Annotated in this window: 16 protein-coding genes; 9 read left to right on the top strand and 7 right to left on the bottom strand. The window is 63.3% G+C overall.

Features of this window, described 5'->3' with window-relative positions; translation table 11 throughout:
• Positions 1–285 precede the first annotated feature (285 nt).
• Positions 286–483, top strand: a complete 198-nt coding sequence (locus MHK09_RS11890; RefSeq protein WP_436232117.1) for a daunorubicin resistance protein — start codon at positions 286–288, stop codon at positions 481–483.
• A 9-nt stretch (positions 484–492) separates the two neighbouring features.
• On the opposite strand, the gene MHK09_RS11295 is transcribed toward MHK09_RS11890, so the two are convergent.
• Positions 493–795 carry a WhiB family transcriptional regulator gene (locus MHK09_RS11295; protein WP_005326832.1) on the bottom strand — a complete coding sequence of 101 codons (303 nt, stop codon included), beginning with the start codon at positions 793–795 and terminating at the stop codon, positions 493–495.
• Positions 796–1,101: 306 nt separating this feature from the next.
• Between MHK09_RS11295 and MHK09_RS11290 the strand changes: the two genes are divergently transcribed.
• Complete coding sequence (locus MHK09_RS11290) at positions 1,102–1,674, top strand: sigma-70 family RNA polymerase sigma factor (RefSeq protein ID WP_005326830.1); 573 nt, start codon at positions 1,102–1,104, stop codon at positions 1,672–1,674.
• Between the two features lie 65 nt (positions 1,675–1,739).
• A complete protein-coding gene (locus MHK09_RS11285; protein WP_005326828.1) occupies positions 1,740–2,495 on the top strand; it encodes a hypothetical protein in 756 nt (251 codons plus the stop codon).
• Positions 2,496–2,498: 3 nt separating this feature from the next.
• Here the strand turns inward: MHK09_RS11285 and MHK09_RS11280 are convergent, their stop codons facing one another.
• Entirely contained in the window at positions 2,499–2,870 is a 372-nt protein-coding gene (locus tag MHK09_RS11280) for a DUF5319 domain-containing protein (RefSeq protein WP_005326826.1), read from the bottom strand.
• Positions 2,871–2,989: 119 nt separating this feature from the next.
• Here MHK09_RS11280 and guaB point away from each other — a divergent pair, with 119 nt between their 5' ends.
• Positions 2,990–4,510, top strand: coding sequence for an IMP dehydrogenase (gene guaB, locus MHK09_RS11275; RefSeq protein ID WP_005326824.1), 1,521 nt, complete (start codon positions 2,990–2,992; stop codon positions 4,508–4,510).
• A 7-nt stretch (positions 4,511–4,517) separates the two neighbouring features.
• Positions 4,518–5,681: a GuaB3 family IMP dehydrogenase-related protein gene (locus MHK09_RS11270; RefSeq protein WP_250413588.1), complete on the top strand. Its 1,164-nt coding sequence runs from the start codon at positions 4,518–4,520 to the stop codon at positions 5,679–5,681.
• A 111-nt stretch (positions 5,682–5,792) separates the two neighbouring features.
• Here the strand turns inward: MHK09_RS11270 and MHK09_RS11265 are convergent, their stop codons facing one another.
• Positions 5,793–6,164: a hypothetical protein gene (locus MHK09_RS11265; RefSeq protein WP_005322686.1), complete on the bottom strand. Its 372-nt coding sequence runs from the start codon at positions 6,162–6,164 to the stop codon at positions 5,793–5,795.
• Positions 6,165–6,197: 33 nt separating this feature from the next.
• Between MHK09_RS11265 and guaA the strand changes: the two genes are divergently transcribed.
• Entirely contained in the window at positions 6,198–7,772 is a 1,575-nt protein-coding gene (gene guaA, locus MHK09_RS11260; RefSeq protein WP_250413587.1) for a glutamine-hydrolyzing GMP synthase, read from the top strand.
• A gap of 67 nt (positions 7,773–7,839) precedes the next feature.
• On the opposite strand, the gene MHK09_RS11255 is transcribed toward guaA, so the two are convergent.
• On the bottom strand, positions 7,840–8,877 hold the full coding sequence (locus tag MHK09_RS11255) for an HNH endonuclease signature motif containing protein (protein ID WP_250413586.1): 1,038 nt from the start codon (positions 8,875–8,877) through the stop codon (positions 7,840–7,842).
• A gap of 136 nt (positions 8,878–9,013) precedes the next feature.
• Positions 9,014–9,433: a hypothetical protein gene (locus MHK09_RS11250; protein ID WP_250413585.1), complete on the bottom strand. Its 420-nt coding sequence runs from the start codon at positions 9,431–9,433 to the stop codon at positions 9,014–9,016.
• Positions 9,434–9,563: 130 nt separating this feature from the next.
• Here MHK09_RS11250 and imuA' point away from each other — a divergent pair, with 130 nt between their 5' ends.
• The gene (gene imuA' / locus MHK09_RS11245; protein WP_250413589.1) at positions 9,564–10,160 is read left to right on the top strand and encodes a DnaE2-dependent mutagenesis accessory factor ImuA'; all 597 of its coding nucleotides are present in this window, start codon (positions 9,564–9,566) and stop codon (positions 10,158–10,160) included.
• Positions 10,157–11,680 (top strand): Y-family DNA polymerase, encoded by a 1,524-nt coding sequence (locus MHK09_RS11240; protein ID WP_250413584.1) that lies wholly within the window; start codon positions 10,157–10,159, stop codon positions 11,678–11,680. Before imuA' ends, MHK09_RS11240 begins: the two co-directional genes overlap by 4 nt.
• Here the strand turns inward: MHK09_RS11240 and MHK09_RS11235 are convergent.
• On the bottom strand, positions 11,677–12,234 hold the full coding sequence (locus MHK09_RS11235) for an AMIN-like domain-containing (lipo)protein (RefSeq protein WP_250413583.1): 558 nt from the start codon (positions 12,232–12,234) through the stop codon (positions 11,677–11,679). The genes MHK09_RS11240 and MHK09_RS11235 overlap by 4 nt on opposite strands.
• Before the next feature lie 110 nt (positions 12,235–12,344).
• Between MHK09_RS11235 and MHK09_RS11230 the strand changes: the two genes are divergently transcribed.
• On the top strand, positions 12,345–13,205 hold the full coding sequence (locus tag MHK09_RS11230; RefSeq protein WP_250413582.1) for a sucrase ferredoxin: 861 nt from the start codon (positions 12,345–12,347) through the stop codon (positions 13,203–13,205).
• Between the two features lie 183 nt (positions 13,206–13,388).
• On the opposite strand, the gene MHK09_RS11225 is transcribed toward MHK09_RS11230, so the two are convergent.
• Positions 13,389–13,742: transposase (locus MHK09_RS11225; RefSeq protein WP_250413581.1), on the bottom strand; the 354-nt coding region annotated here is incomplete at its 5' end.

Raw genomic sequence — 13,742 nt, 5'->3', positions numbered from 1 at the left:
TGAACTACCAGCCCGAACCAACGACGCAAACCGCGCCACAACAGCAGAATCCGGAACCCATTTCGACTCCACACAATCACCTAACCCATGTCAGGTGTTTCCACGACCGCTAGAAATCAAGGGCCGTGGAATACATCAAGGCACCGCTGATACCGACCCCATTCGCAAGGCCTTCGCCAAGGCCAATGGCATCAAACCCGCACTCTTTTCCGCGCATTCCGAGGGTGCCTGCTCCAAGCGCAGCGGTGTGGGTGCGGTCTACGTGGAGCAAGGCGTGATGAGCGGGTGGACTCCGGCCACACCGTCATCTGCATCGACCACAACTTGGCCGTACTCGCGCATGCGGATCACGCCATCGACTTGGGCCCCGGCGCCGGTTCGGCCGGCGGCCAGCTGGTCTTTCGTGGCACCCCAGCCGAGTTAGCCGAGCAGAAAGACTCGGTGACGGGGCGCTTTCTTGCCGACGCCCTCGTCTCCCCCTAATCTTCTGCCTTAAGCGTTGACCGGCGCGGCGGCGCGGCGGCGTTGGCGCAGCGCAACGACGCGCTCGGATTCGCTCATTCCGCCCCAGACGCCGTAAGGCTCGGCGGATTGCAGGGCATGCTCGCGGCACAGATCAATGACCGGGCAGGAATTGCAGATGGCCTTTGCGCGGTTTTCGCGCTGGGCGCGGGCACGGCCGCGCTCGCCATCTGGGTGATAAAACACGTCCGAGTTTTCTCCGCGGCAGGCGCCTTGTAGCTGCCAATCCCACAGGTCAGCGGTGGGACCGGGAAGCAAATGAGGCTGAGACACGTTACTTAGCTCCTTTGTAAGGGCGAGAATTCTAGTGCGGCTTCCGCAGTGTCGCGGGAAGCAACCTCACGTAGTGTTTCGCGCGTGGGTTAACGATGGGTTACCTATTTTTGACTTTTAGGTATTCTTCCCCAGTTCACCCCTCCGGCACTACGGTTTACCAGCGGAAACAACGAAGGTTAACGGTTTGTGAATTTTCTGCCGCTCGGGTTGCGCACGCGCTGGGGCCGCGCGTTGCCTTTGCATAATCTTCCCGTGTGCCAATATGGTTAGTTACCGGTTTAAAACATGTCAGAGGGTGCATACGTGAGTGATAAGGAACAGGAGCTAGCGGATCTCGTCCCGCATGCCGTCGACGGCAGCCGTCGAGCGCTGCAAGAAGTTCTGCGGATCATTCACCCGCAGGTGCTGCGCTACTGCCGCGCCCGCATCGGTGGCGGCCGCCAACCCACCGCGGAGGATGTAGCCCAAGAGATCTGTCTTGCAGTGGCCACCTCCATTGGCTCCTACGAGGACAAGGGCCGCCCGTTTATGGCCTATGTCTACGGCATTGCGTTCAACAAGGTCACCGATGCCCACCGCGCCATGGGGCGCGATAAGTCCACCCCTACCGAAGAAATTCCAGAAGACTCCGCGCACGAAGCTACCCCAGAAGAGTGGGCGCTAGAGGCCGACGGTAGTAACAGAATGCGCGCCTTGCTCGATACGTTAAGTGACAAGGCGAAAAACATCGTGATTCTGCGCGTGTTCAACGGTTTGTCGGCAGAAGAGACCGCGGAAATTGTGGGTTCCACCCCAGGCGCGGTTCGTGTCGCACAACACCGAGCACTCGCTCAATTGCGAAAGACCCTCCAAGCTGCCCAGGAAACTGCGCGCTAAGGGCCTAGCGGCCGACTCTTACAGCAGATATCTCTTAACAGAAAGGAAGGGGGAGAGACACCATCATGGCACCGAAGCACCACGGCGAAAATGACGGCCTGGCGGACCAGCTCCAGCCCTTGATAGATGATGATGCATTCCTCACCGAGCTTTCGAAGGGAACTAACCCTTCCGACGGCCAGGATGACCTGGCGGAGCTGCTGCTGGAGTTAAAGGGGGACGTCGATAAGCAGATGCCTCCAGCCCCGCTGGTAGAAGGCGCCGAAGCTGAGCCTGAGGTCATCGACCTAGGCCAGGCCCGCAAGCGCCGCCGCGGCGGCCCGTTCGTACATGGGCTCATCGGTGCGGCGGCCGCAACGCTAGTCATCGCTGGAGCCGGTGGAGCCATGCTGCACGCCGGAACCTTTGATAAGGGCGATAAGACCCGCAACGTAGAGCTGGCCGGCACGCTGGAAGAGATGGAATCTCGCGCGGCCGAAGGTGATATTGAAGGCGCTCGCGAACTGATGAAGGACGCCCGCGCCAAGCTGGATGAGGCCGAAGGCAAAGAAGAAAAGGCCATCGCCGCCAACCGTGAGGCCGATCAAAAGCGCTCTGCGCACCCGAAGCCCACCCCGCACACCGTGACGGAGACTGCCACCGAAACCGTGGCGGAAGAAGCTTCGCAACCGGAGCAACAGCCGGAGCAGGTCACCGTGACCGAAACTCAATACGCCACCGAAACCGTGGTGGTCACGGAACAAGTGCAGCCAAACCCGCAGCCCAACCCCAACGTTGAGGATGAGCCGACGACCACCATCGAGTTGGGCCAGCAGCAGTAGAAGCTAGCGGCCCTCTAGGCCATCCAAGTAACCCAAGGCGTAGTCCCAAGGCACGTAGCGGGAGGGATCTGGCTCGGCGCCTGGCTCATGTACCGGCGCTAGCTCGCCTTCAAGGGTGGCGCGCATATTAGCGGCCATAATGTCCCACTCATAAAAGTGGTTTTCTTGGCAATCCTCGCACAGGAAGAAGATGCCATCGATGCCGCGTGGGCCGAGGATGGACGCGAATTTCTGCACCAGCGCGAGGTCGTGGATGATGGCGATCCGGTCATCGTCGGTAAGCGGCATGACCTGCTCGTCCTCCTCCAGGAAGGAGGCGGGGTCATTCGGATCATCGGCGAAAGGATCGCGGGGCATATTGGCGAAGAAGTTCACGTCTGCGAGCCTATTGAACTTACCCTCCCGAGGCAATTTACCCCCTGCCCAAATGGTGTCGTCGGCCGGCAACGCACTACAGTTGGGTTAGCCGCTAAACCTGTTAAGGAGAGACCTCGATGAGCGAGAACCGTATTCATACTGGTGGAGATGACCCGAACAAGGTAGCCCTGCGCGGCCTGACCTTTGATGATGTGCTCCTTTTGCCCGCCGAATCCAATATCGTGCCCTCCGAGGTCGATACCGGCGCGCAGTTTACCCGCAATATCCGCCTCGGCGTTCCGCTTGCCTCGGCCGCCATGGATACCGTGACCGAGGCCCGCATGGCCATTGCCATGGCCCGTCAGGGTGGTATCGGTGTGCTGCACCGCAACCTTTCCACCGAGGACCAGGCCGAGCAGGTAGAGATTGTGAAGCGCTCCGAGTCCGGCATGGTCACCGACCCCATCACCGCCCGCCCGGATATGACCATCGGGGAAGTAGACGCGTTGTGTGCCCGCTTCCGTATTTCTGGCCTGCCGGTGGTAGACGAGGATGGCACCCTGGTGGGTATTTGCACCAACCGCGATATGCGCTTCGAGCCTGACTTTGACCGCAAGGTCAGCGAGGTCATGACGGCCATGCCGCTCGTCGTTGCGCGCGAGGGCGTATCTAAGAAGGAAGCCCTCGAACTGCTTTCGGCCAATAAGGTGGAAAAGCTGCCCATCGTCGATGCGGATAATAAGCTCACCGGCCTGATTACCGTCAAGGACTTTGTCAAGACCGAGCAGTACCCTAACGCGTCCAAGGACTCGGCCGGCCGCCTGTTGGTTGCGGCCGGCATCGGTACCGGGGAAGAGTCCTACCAGCGCGCCGCCGCGCTTGTCGACGCCGGCGTGGACGCCCTCGTCGTCGACTCCGCCCACGCCCACAACAACCGCGTGCTGGAAATGGTCGCCCGCGTCCAAAAGGATTTCGGTTCCAAGGTCGATGTCATCGGCGGTAACCTTGCCACCCGCGAGGCCGCCCAGGCGATGATCGATGCCGGCGCCGACGCCATCAAGGTCGGCATCGGCCCGGGCTCCATCTGCACCACCCGCGTCGTCGCCGGTGTGGGCGCGCCGCAGATTACGGCCCTGATGGAGGCCGCCGCAGTAGCTGGCCCGGCCGGTGTGCCGGTTATCGGCGATGGTGGCATGCAGTACTCCGGCGACGTCGCCAAGGCCCTGGCGGCCGGCGCCGATACCGTCATGCTGGGCTCCATGTTTGCCGGCACCACCGAAGCCCCCGGTGACATCGTGGTCTACCAGGGCAAGCAGTACAAGCGCTACCGCGGCATGGGCTCCATGGGCGCCATGCAGGGCCGCGGCCTCTCCGGTGAGAAGCGCTCCTACTCCAAGGACCGCTATTTCCAGGCCGATGTCCGCAGCGAAGACAAGCTGGTTCCGGAAGGCGTCGAGGGCCGCGTGCCCTTCCGCGGCGATATCGATGCCATCGTGCACCAGATTATCGGCGGCCTGCGCGCTTCCATGGGCTATACCGGCTCCGCCACCCTGGCCGAGCTGAAGACCAAGCGCTTCGTCCAAATCACCGCCGCGGGCTTGAAGGAATCCCACCCGCACCACCTGCAGCAAATCGCAGAAGCACCAAACTACCGCTAGGAATATCATGCGTGAATACGCCGAAATTGGCATCGGCCGCGAGGCCCGCCGCACCTTCGATCTAGAGCAACTATCCATCGTGCCGCAGCGTCGTACCCGTTCTTCCAAGGACGTGGACACCACCTGGCACATCGACGCCTATACCTTCGACATCCCCTTCGTTTCCCACCCCACCGATGCGCTCGCCACCCCCGAGTTCATCATCGAGATGGGCAAGCAGGGCGGCCTGGGCGTCATTAATGCCGAGGGCCTGTGGGGTCGCCACAAGGACCTCGAGGGCGCCCTGGCCCGCATTTACTCGCAGCCGGGCGATAACTCCATCATCCAGGAGCTGCACGCCGCCCCGCTTGACGATGCCCTCCTTACCGAGCGCATCTCCCAAGTCCGCGACTCCGGAGTTACCGTTGCTGTGCGCGTTTCTCCGCAAAATGCTCGCGAGATGGCCCCTAAGGTCATCGCGGCCGGTGCCGAGTTGCTGTTTATCCAGGGTACCCTGGTCTCGGCCGAGCACGTGGCTACCGGCGGTGAGCCGCTGAACCTCAAGGAGTTTATCGGCACCCTTGACGTTCCCGTCATTGCCGGCGGAGTTACCGACTACACCACTGCGCTACACCTGATGCGCACCGGCGCGGCCGGCGTCATCGTAGGCGCGGGTGTGACCACCAACGCCGAGACCGTTGGCATCGACTCGGCCATGGGCACCGCGATTGCCGACGCCGCCGCAGCCCGCCGCGACTACCTCGACGAGACCGGCGGCCGCTATGTACACATCATCGCCGATACCGAGTTTGAAAACTCCGGCAATATTGCCAAGGCTTTTGCCTGCGGCGCTGACGGTGTTGCTCTCGGCCCACTGCTTGCCCAGGCCCGCGAGGCCGGCGGCAAGGGCTGGTACTGGCCTGCCACGGCCGGCCACCCGCGTTTCCCACGCGGCTTCGTTCAGTTCTCCGGGGCCGATACCGACTTGGACGTCGATTTCCTCACCACCGGTACCCCGGCCGAAGCCACAGAAGAATCGGCCGCCCCGTCGCTGGAAACCGTGCTGCACGGTCCCTCCAGCGAGCCCTTTGGCCGCACCAACCTGGTCGGCGCGCTGCGCCGTTCCATGGCCAAGTGTGGCTACACCGACCTGAAGTCCTTCCAGAAGGTCGAACTCGCCGTTCGCTACTAATCCGCGCGAGAGTCCTGACGCGGCTGTGCCTTCTTGGCGCAGTCGCGTTTCTTTGTCTCAGGGCTTCCTTCGCCGCCGAACAGATACCAGTTGGCGAGGTAGGAGAGTGGTTTAGGAAACCAATTGCCAGCCGCCCTCACGCCTCCACGTGGTCTTGTCCGTCGTTGGCCGCCATTGCCCTGAGTTGTGGACTGGGCACACGCGTACTCCCGAGGGATTGAGCTCTACAACCTTCTCTTCGCTGCTCGCGCGTAGAACCACCGAATTTTGCGCTACTTCTGGATGCCCCACGCGCTCTGCCTGCTGCGTGCCGCACAATGGAACCCACTCATCCCACTCGCTTCCAAAGATTTCCGCGGCCGGAAGTGTTACCTGTTGCGGGCCTTGTTCATCCAGCGCAGACGTCACCTCGGCCGTAGTCGGGGTGGTGTCACAACCGCACAACAGCAGGCTCGCGGCGAGCACAATAGCCAAGCGCTTCATAAGCTATCAGTTTAGTGGGTTAGACTATGGGGCGTGACTAAGCCAAATACTACCCCGCGCCCCGTCCTCGTTGTGGACTTTGGCGCTCAGTACGCGCAGCTTATTGCCCGCCGCGTGCGCGAGGCCAAGATTTACTCCGAGGTTGTCCCCAACTCCGCGTCTGTGGAGGAAATCAAAGCAAAGGATCCAGCCGCTCTCATTTTGTCGGGTGGACCATCTTCCGTATATGCCGATGGTGCCCCGGCCCTCAAGCCGGAGCTACTTGAGCTCGGCATTCCGGTTTTCGGCATTTGCTACGGCTTCCAGGCCATGAACCATGCGCTTGGTGGCACTGTCTCTTCCACCGGCGAGCGTGAATACGGCCGTACCGATATGAATGTTAAGGGCGGCGTACTTCACGAAGGCCTGGAGGCTACCCACAAGGTGTGGATGTCTCACGGCGATGCTGTATCTGCCGCTCCCGAAGGCTTTGAGGTTACGGCCACCTCGGCCGGTGCTCCGGTTGCAGCGATGGAGTGCCTAGACAAGAAGATGGCCGGCGTGCAGTACCACCCTGAGGTACAGCACTCGCCGCACGGTCAGGAGGTGCTTACCCGCTTCCTTACTGAGGTTGCTGGCCTAGAGCAGAACTGGACGGCCGATAATATCGCAGAGCAGCTCATCGCGGATGTCCGCGCACAGGTGGGTGAGGAAGGTCGCGCCATTTGCGGCCTGTCCGGCGGTGTGGACTCCGCTGTAGCGGCCGCGTTGGTGCAGCGTGCCATTGGCGATCGCCTCACCTGTGTCTTCGTTGACCACGGCTTGCTGCGTGCCGGCGAGCGCGAGCAGGTAGAAAAGGACTTCGTTGCCTCCACTGGAGCGAAGCTGGTGACCGCAGATGAGCGCGCTGCTTTCTTGGAAAAGCTGGCAGGAGTTAGCGACCCAGAAGCCAAGCGCAAGGCCATCGGCGCGGAGTTTATCCGTTCCTTTGAGCGCGCGGTTGCAGGCGTGCTTGACGACGCCCCTGCAGGCTCCACCGTCGACTACCTCGTCCAGGGCACTCTGTACCCGGACGTTGTCGAGTCTGGCGGCGGCGATGGCACGGCGAATATTAAGTCTCACCACAATGTCGGCGGTTTGCCGGATGACGTGGAGTTCGAACTGGTCGAGCCGCTGCGCCTGCTGTTTAAAGACGAGGTTCGCGCCGTCGGCCGCGAGCTAGGCTTGCCAGAAGAGATCGTTAGCCGCCAGCCATTCCCTGGCCCGGGCTTGGGTATCCGCATCATCGGTGAGGTGACCGAGGAGCGCTTGGAAACCCTGCGTGAGGCAGACCTTATTGCTCGCACCGAGCTGACCAATGCCGGCCTGGATGACCAGATTTGGCAGTGCCCGGTGGTACTGCTGGCCGATGTCCGCTCCGTTGGCGTGCAGGGCGACGGCCGTACCTATGGCCACCCGATTGTGCTGCGCCCGGTGTCCTCGGAGGACGCCATGACCGCAGACTGGACTCGCTTGCCTTATGAGGTGCTGGAGAAGATTTCTACCCGCATCACCAACGAGGTGAAGGACGTCAACCGCGTGGTCTTGGACTGCACCTCCAAGCCACCAGGAACCATCGAGTGGGAGTAAAACGGCATGCGTAGAAGGCGCTCAGTCTAGTGCTGAGCGCCTTTTCGCTCGTTTTAGCGGGCGGCACTTACTCGCGCGGGGTAAACGGTGGCCGCCACACAACGCGTCCGCCCACCCGCTCGAGGCGGCCGCGCCGAGGTGGGGCGTTGGGGTCATCGTCGTTGACGCCATTATGGTAGGCGCAGCACATGACCAGGTTTTTCATATTCGTCTCCCCGCCATTTCTCCACGCTTTAAGGTGGTGGACTTGGGAGAGGTCGGCCGGCTGGTTGCAGCCCGGCCAGGCACAGCGTGGATTTTCTGCAGCGGCCATAATGCGCTGCTTGTCATTGGCCACGCGCGCCGTGCGGTAGAGATTGACCGGACCTTCTTCGGGGTGCACAAGCGTGACGTAGCCGGTTTCTTTATCGCCAGAAAAGCCGACGTCGTTGAGCACGCGGCGCAGATATTCGGTGCCGGTGATGGTGGCGCCATTGGTCAGATCAAGCTCGATATCATCACCATGGCCGTCGCGGATGCGGATGAATTTGTCTAACGGCACGATGGCATTGGTCACCACTTCTGCCCGCGCGGCCGCAGCTTGGTCAAAGAAGATCTTTTCTACTGCCTCGAGCGATTGCTTTCCAGTCGCGGCCAGCGCGGCGTTGAGATCCGCGATGAAACTAGAGGTTCCGGTGATGGCAAGCGTCCAGTAATCATTGGGGCGTCGGTAGGTGCGTACGCCTGGGCTTACGGTGTCGTCTTTCATCTCCCGCAGGCGCCGTCGGGCGTGTTTAAGGATGTGGCTCATTGAGCCGGTCATCGCGCAGCATTCTGCGCGCAGCTGCCAGGCCTGCTTTTTGCTGGGCGCGCGGTTAACAATGCGTTCTAGGGCAGCAAGGGTGGCGATGGAGTGGGTGTTGCGGCGGGCGTCGGCAATAGCGCGGCGCTGCAGGCGCGTAAATTTGGTGCGGCCGAAGTAGCTTTCGCACAAAAGCAGCAGATCGGCGGCGATGGCATCGGGCGCGCCGCGGTCCATGAGCTCGGACCCGGACATGCCTTGGCACCCGGCGATGATGTCCATGCCAGGGCCCAAGGCGGTGAGGTAGGTCTCGAGTGCGTTCATGCCTGCAACGCTACGGCGCGCACCCACACCGGCGCACGGCCGGCGCAACCGCTACGGCCGATTCTGTGGATAACCCGGCCCGCACACCCGCCGCGGGCCGAAAAGCTGTGGATAACCTCAAAAAGTGTCGTTTAGATTAGGCAAACGCGAGCCGGCGCGTGCCATCCACATGGGGGAAGACGAAAAAGCTCAGCCCAAAGACCACGAGCCACACCAGGCCGGCACCCCATGCAGGCAGGGACACGATGGGCGCGAGCATCACCATAAGCCACAGAATCATCAGTGGCACGAGCTGCGCGATGGTAGGAACTAGAGCGACATTGCGCTTGTCGGCATAGGAACGCATCGCGCGGCGGTAGGGGTGGGCAAAGACGAGGACGAAGGCCGCCACGAGGCATACGAGCGCCCCAACCAGTGCGGCAAAGATATGCGCGCGGCTTGCCAAGAGTGCCACGGCCGCACCGATGAGGATGGACGAGCCCAAGCGCACCCATGGCGGAGTAGGGATGGGAGTGGTGTGCTCGCGCATGGCGCCGTAGGCAGCGTTGAAGTTCATGCCGCTAAGGCTACCATTCGAACATATACTTGCATGTGTCCGGGTGAGGGTTCATACTATTCGGGTGAGTCAAACGAGCGTTCGCCTAGAGAAAGCGGTGGCCGGGCTAAGTAGGTCGGACCGCGTGGCGATGCTGCGTACCCGCATGCGCGCTATGGAGTGCGGTCCGGAAGAAGAGCTGGTAGATACGCTCCCTGGCCTGGCACGCTTGCTTCCCGCAGGTGGCCTGGCGCGCCGGCAGGTGGTGCACTGTGCGAGCTGCCCGGCGCTGGTGGTGGAGCTTATCTGTCACCTCACCGCCCGTGGCGGGTATGTGGGAGTGGTGGGGTGGCCGGATTTGCTACTCGCACAAGTGGCCGAGGAAGGCGCTATCGAACGCGTGGTAACCGTGCCGGATCCGGGCCTGGAATCCTGGATGGTGACGGGAGTATTGGCGGAAGGGCTGGACCTTGTTGTCCACCATGGGCCGCCCGGCGAGGTGAGCCCTACCAAGGCTCGGCCGGTGCTGGCGAAGGTGCGCGGTGGGCGCGCGGCGGTGCTTACGGTCGGCACCCGGCTGCCGGGCACGGCGGTGGGGATAGGGGCACGGGTGAGTGCTTACCGGGGCGTCGGCAAGGGCAGTGGGCGCATTCGCGGCGTGGACATGGACGTGCAGGTGACCTCGAAGCAGGGTGCCTCGCGCGGGGTGCTCACGGTGGGGCAGCGCCGCCGGTTGGAGGCCGTATGAGGGTAGCGGCCGTGTGGTTTCCGGATTGGCCCATCCAGGCCGCCGGCGGGCAGGGCCCTATGGTTATTGCGCGCAACCACGCGGTGGCGGTGTGCGATAGGAAGGCGCGCCGGGCGGGGGTGCGGCGGGGGATGCGCCTGCGCCAGGCCCAAGCGCTGTGCCCCGAGGCCGCGGTGGTGGAGGCCAATCCGGACCGGGATGGCGCGGCGTTTGCGGAGGTCGCGGCCGGCTTAGATGCGGTGGCGTCCTCGGTGGAGGTGCTGCGCCCGGGCCTGGCGATTGTGGATGCGGGCGCGGCGCTGCGCTACCACGGGCAAAAAGCACTAGAGATGCTTGTCGACGCCTCTTCGTACGCCGGCTTCGACTCCACCCTCGGCGTCGCCGATGAGATTGCCACGGCCGTCATCGCGGCCCGGCACCGCGGCGTGGGCGCGGTGGTGCCAGAGGGCGGCTCGCGAGAGTTTTTGGCCACCCAGCCCATAGGCGTGCTGGCAGCCGATGAGGCCTTGGGCTTTGAGGCTGGGTTTATCGCACAGCTGGACAAGCTGGGCGTGCGACGCCTGGGCGACTTAGCCGCGCTGCCGTTTAAGCAGGTAGCCACCCGGTTTGGCGAGCCTGGCCGGCGCGCCCACGAACTGGCCCAGGCCCGTGCGGATAGGCGCGTGGCCCCAGAGCTGGCGCGCCCGGATCTGGCGGTGGAGATGGAAGAGCGCATCGAGCGTGTGGACGCGGCCGCCTTCGCGGCCCGCCAACTCGCGGCCCGGCTGCATGCCCGCTTGGAAGAGGCCGGCAAGGTGTGCCTGCGGCTGCGCGTGGTGGCGGAGTTTGGCACCGGTGAGGAGCTGGCGCGGGTATGGCGCACACAGGAAGCGCTGACGGAACAGGCCACCGCGGACCGCGTGCGTTGGCAGCTCGATGGCTGGCTCACGCGCGCTACTGGTGAGGGCGCGGCCATTCGCCGCCTAGCGCTGGAGCCGGTGGAGGTCGCCGCCCCGTCCGCTGCAGGTCTCTGGGGCGGGGAGAGCTCGCAGGAGCAGGTCAAGCGCGTGATCGCCCGCGTGCAATCGCAGCTGGGGGTGGATCGCGTGCTGCAGCCGCGGGCGGTGGGCGGCCGTGGGGTGGCCGAGCGCATCGAGTACGTGCCTTATGGCGAACAGCGCGACGCCCCGCCGGACGGCGAGTGGCCCGGCCGCATTCCCGCGCCCCTGCCCGCGCGGCTGGGCGGTGGGCCGAACCACCCGGCCGCGCGCATTCGGCTTATCGACGCCGCCGGGCGCCCCGTCTTCGTTACCGCCGAGGCCCTCTTGTCCGGGGTGCCGGTGGCCTTGGGCTGGGGCGCGCATCGCTTCCGCGTGCTGGGCTGGGCCGGGCCGTGGCCGGTGGATACGCAGTGGTGGACCGATACCCCGCAACACGTAGCGCGCCTGCAGGTGGTGGGCCAATCCGACCACGAAGAGCATCAGCGGGCCTGGCTGTTGGTATGGTCCGGCGGTCGCTGGCGGGTTGAGGCGACCTATTAATCGCGAATATCGACCACGAGGCGGGTGGGGTTATCGAGCACCTGCACGGAATAAGGCTTGCGAGAGGTCATGCCGATGACAAATTGGCAGCGGCCCTCGTAGGTGCCGCCATTGACCACTTGGGTGACAATTCCTTCCGTAGGGGCATCCACCACGCCGATGCGGGGATCGTCCTTGCCTGCCTCGAAGGGGTAGACCACGCCGTCGATATTGACGTTGAGTGCGGTCTCGCCGGAGTAGTCAATGGTCTTGCCGGAACCCTGCTGTGTGGGCGTGTCGGCGTAATCCACGAACCAGCCGGGAGCGCCGCCGCCATCGAGCTCGAAGACAACGCGCTCAAAACCCTCGTGCCGGCCGATGCGCACGTCGGTCACCGTGAGCTCGGAGGGAGCCTGCGGCCGGAGGGTTTTCATCTCCATATTGGCCTGGCCTAGCGGATTGAGCTGGGAGCTATCCGCGGACGCGGCCATGGTGGTGGGGTCCGACTCGTCGGCAGCGCAGCCGCTGAGAAAAGCAGCGACGAGAAGCGTTGCGGCGAGACGGACTTTCAACATGTCCCCTAGGTTATATTTTCGGCCGTGAACTGTATAGCTGAGGGGGTACTTCGTGGCCGAATCGTTGCCAAGGGTGTGAGCTGGAATGCAGAAAGGTTAGGCTTAGGTATATGACCGAGTTCTGTTCAGATATCCAGGTAGAGCCGCTGCCGGGCACGGCGAAGAAGGAATCCGTCTATGTGCTTTTCGAGTGGCCGGGCGGATGGTCGCGAGACGTGCTCGACGGCGATACCTTTGGGCCGGAGCTCACGGCGCAGCTCAAGGCCAAGCTGAAGGGCATGGCGGGGCTGCAGCTTATTCGCCGGCCGGGCCGCAACGGCCGCCAGGTGGGCAAGATGCACCGCTGTTACCTGGTGTGGGCCGAGCAGGGCGTGATGGAGCTCGTGCTGCTGACGGGCCCGGAGAAGATCCTCGATCTGGACCTGACCGGGCCTGGCCGCAATGGGGGCGGCGCTTTGGATACGCCGCTGGTGCTGGTGTGTACGCACGCGAAGCGCGATACGTGCTGTGCGGTCAAGGGCCGGCCGCTGGCGGCAGAGCTGGTGGCGGATTACCCAGATATGGTGTGGGAGACCTCGCACACCAAGGGGCACCGGTTCGCGCCGTCGGTCATGCTCATGCCATGGGCCTATTCCTTTGGCCGCATGAATAAAGAAGCCGCCGCGCAGATGATTGCGGCGGCGGCGAAGGGGAAGTATTTCTACCCGGTAAATCGCGGGCGCGGTATTTTCGGCCCGCGCGGCCAGGTGGCGGAGTTGGCTGTGGCCCGCTCGCTTATTGACGCCGGCGAGGACCTCTCCTATGGCCAGCTCACCGCCACCGACGGCGGCGAGGTCAGCCACGCTGACGGCCGGCGCTGGCGCGTGGCGCTCGAGGAGCGCGAGGTAGAAGGCGTGGTCTCCTCGTGCGGCGATGCGCCGAAGAAAGGCCAAGCCATCGTAGCGACCGGCGTGGAGCCGGTCGCGGAGTAGGCCGCGCGGGGCAGGGGAGGGGCGGCGTCGGCAAGCGGGGGTGTTCCTATATAGGTTGTCAACCTCGAGGGTGGAGAAATCGGGGGCGGATTCTCTCTGCGGGGTTGTTTGGTCGTGTTGTTTTCGGGCATGGCTGCTAGCCGACTGGGATTTTACCCGGTCGGCTATCTTTACTCTTAGTGTCTAGGCGGCTAGGTCTTCCTGTGATGGTGTGGGATCGTGGTAGTGCTCGTGGTTGCGCATCATGGCGTAGAGGACGTTGAGTCGTCTGCGGGCTAGTGCTACTACTGCGGCGTTATGTCTCTTGCCTTCACGGCGCTTTCGTTCATAGAATTGCCGGGAACGCTCGTGGAATCTGATCGATGCAAAAGATGATTGCCATAGGGCGTTCTTTAATTTTTTATTGCCGGCTCGGTTCAGTGAGTTCGACATGATCGAGGTTCCGGACTGATTCGTTCGGGGCGATAAACCAGCGTAAGAGGCCAGGTGCCCGACTGACGGAAAGTCGGACATATCGCCAGCGGTCATGAGAATTTG

Origin of the sequence: Corynebacterium tuberculostearicum (assembly GCF_022347235.1) — a bacterium.
Classification (GTDB): Bacteria; Actinomycetota; Actinomycetes; order Mycobacteriales; family Mycobacteriaceae; genus Corynebacterium; species Corynebacterium tuberculostearicum_F.
Note: the sequence above shows the minus strand (reverse complement) of the source record. Positions and strands in the feature narration are given on the sequence as shown.

What these genes read in the sequence shown, in the direction of transcription:
- guaB (WP_005326824.1), top strand. Translation starts at nt 2,990, where the DNA reads ATGAGCGAGAACCGTATTCATACTGGTGGAGATGACCCGAACAAGGTA.
- MHK09_RS11250 (WP_250413585.1), bottom strand. Translation starts at nt 9,433, where the DNA reads ATGAACTTCAACGCTGCCTACGGCGCCATGCGCGAGCACACCACTCCC.
- MHK09_RS11270 (WP_250413588.1), top strand. Translation starts at nt 4,518, where the DNA reads ATGCGTGAATACGCCGAAATTGGCATCGGCCGCGAGGCCCGCCGCACC.
- MHK09_RS11265 (WP_005322686.1), bottom strand. Translation starts at nt 6,164, where the DNA reads ATGAAGCGCTTGGCTATTGTGCTCGCCGCGAGCCTGCTGTTGTGCGGT.
- MHK09_RS11235 (WP_250413583.1), bottom strand. Translation starts at nt 12,234, where the DNA reads ATGTTGAAAGTCCGTCTCGCCGCAACGCTTCTCGTCGCTGCTTTTCTC.
- MHK09_RS11285 (WP_005326828.1), top strand. Translation starts at nt 1,740, where the DNA reads ATGGCACCGAAGCACCACGGCGAAAATGACGGCCTGGCGGACCAGCTC.
- MHK09_RS11255 (WP_250413586.1), bottom strand. Translation starts at nt 8,877, where the DNA reads ATGAACGCACTCGAGACCTACCTCACCGCCTTGGGCCCTGGCATGGAC.
- MHK09_RS11240 (WP_250413584.1), top strand. Translation starts at nt 10,157, where the DNA reads ATGAGGGTAGCGGCCGTGTGGTTTCCGGATTGGCCCATCCAGGCCGCC.
- imuA' (WP_250413589.1), top strand. Translation starts at nt 9,564, where the DNA reads ATGCTGCGTACCCGCATGCGCGCTATGGAGTGCGGTCCGGAAGAAGAG.
- MHK09_RS11230 (WP_250413582.1), top strand. Translation starts at nt 12,345, where the DNA reads ATGACCGAGTTCTGTTCAGATATCCAGGTAGAGCCGCTGCCGGGCACG.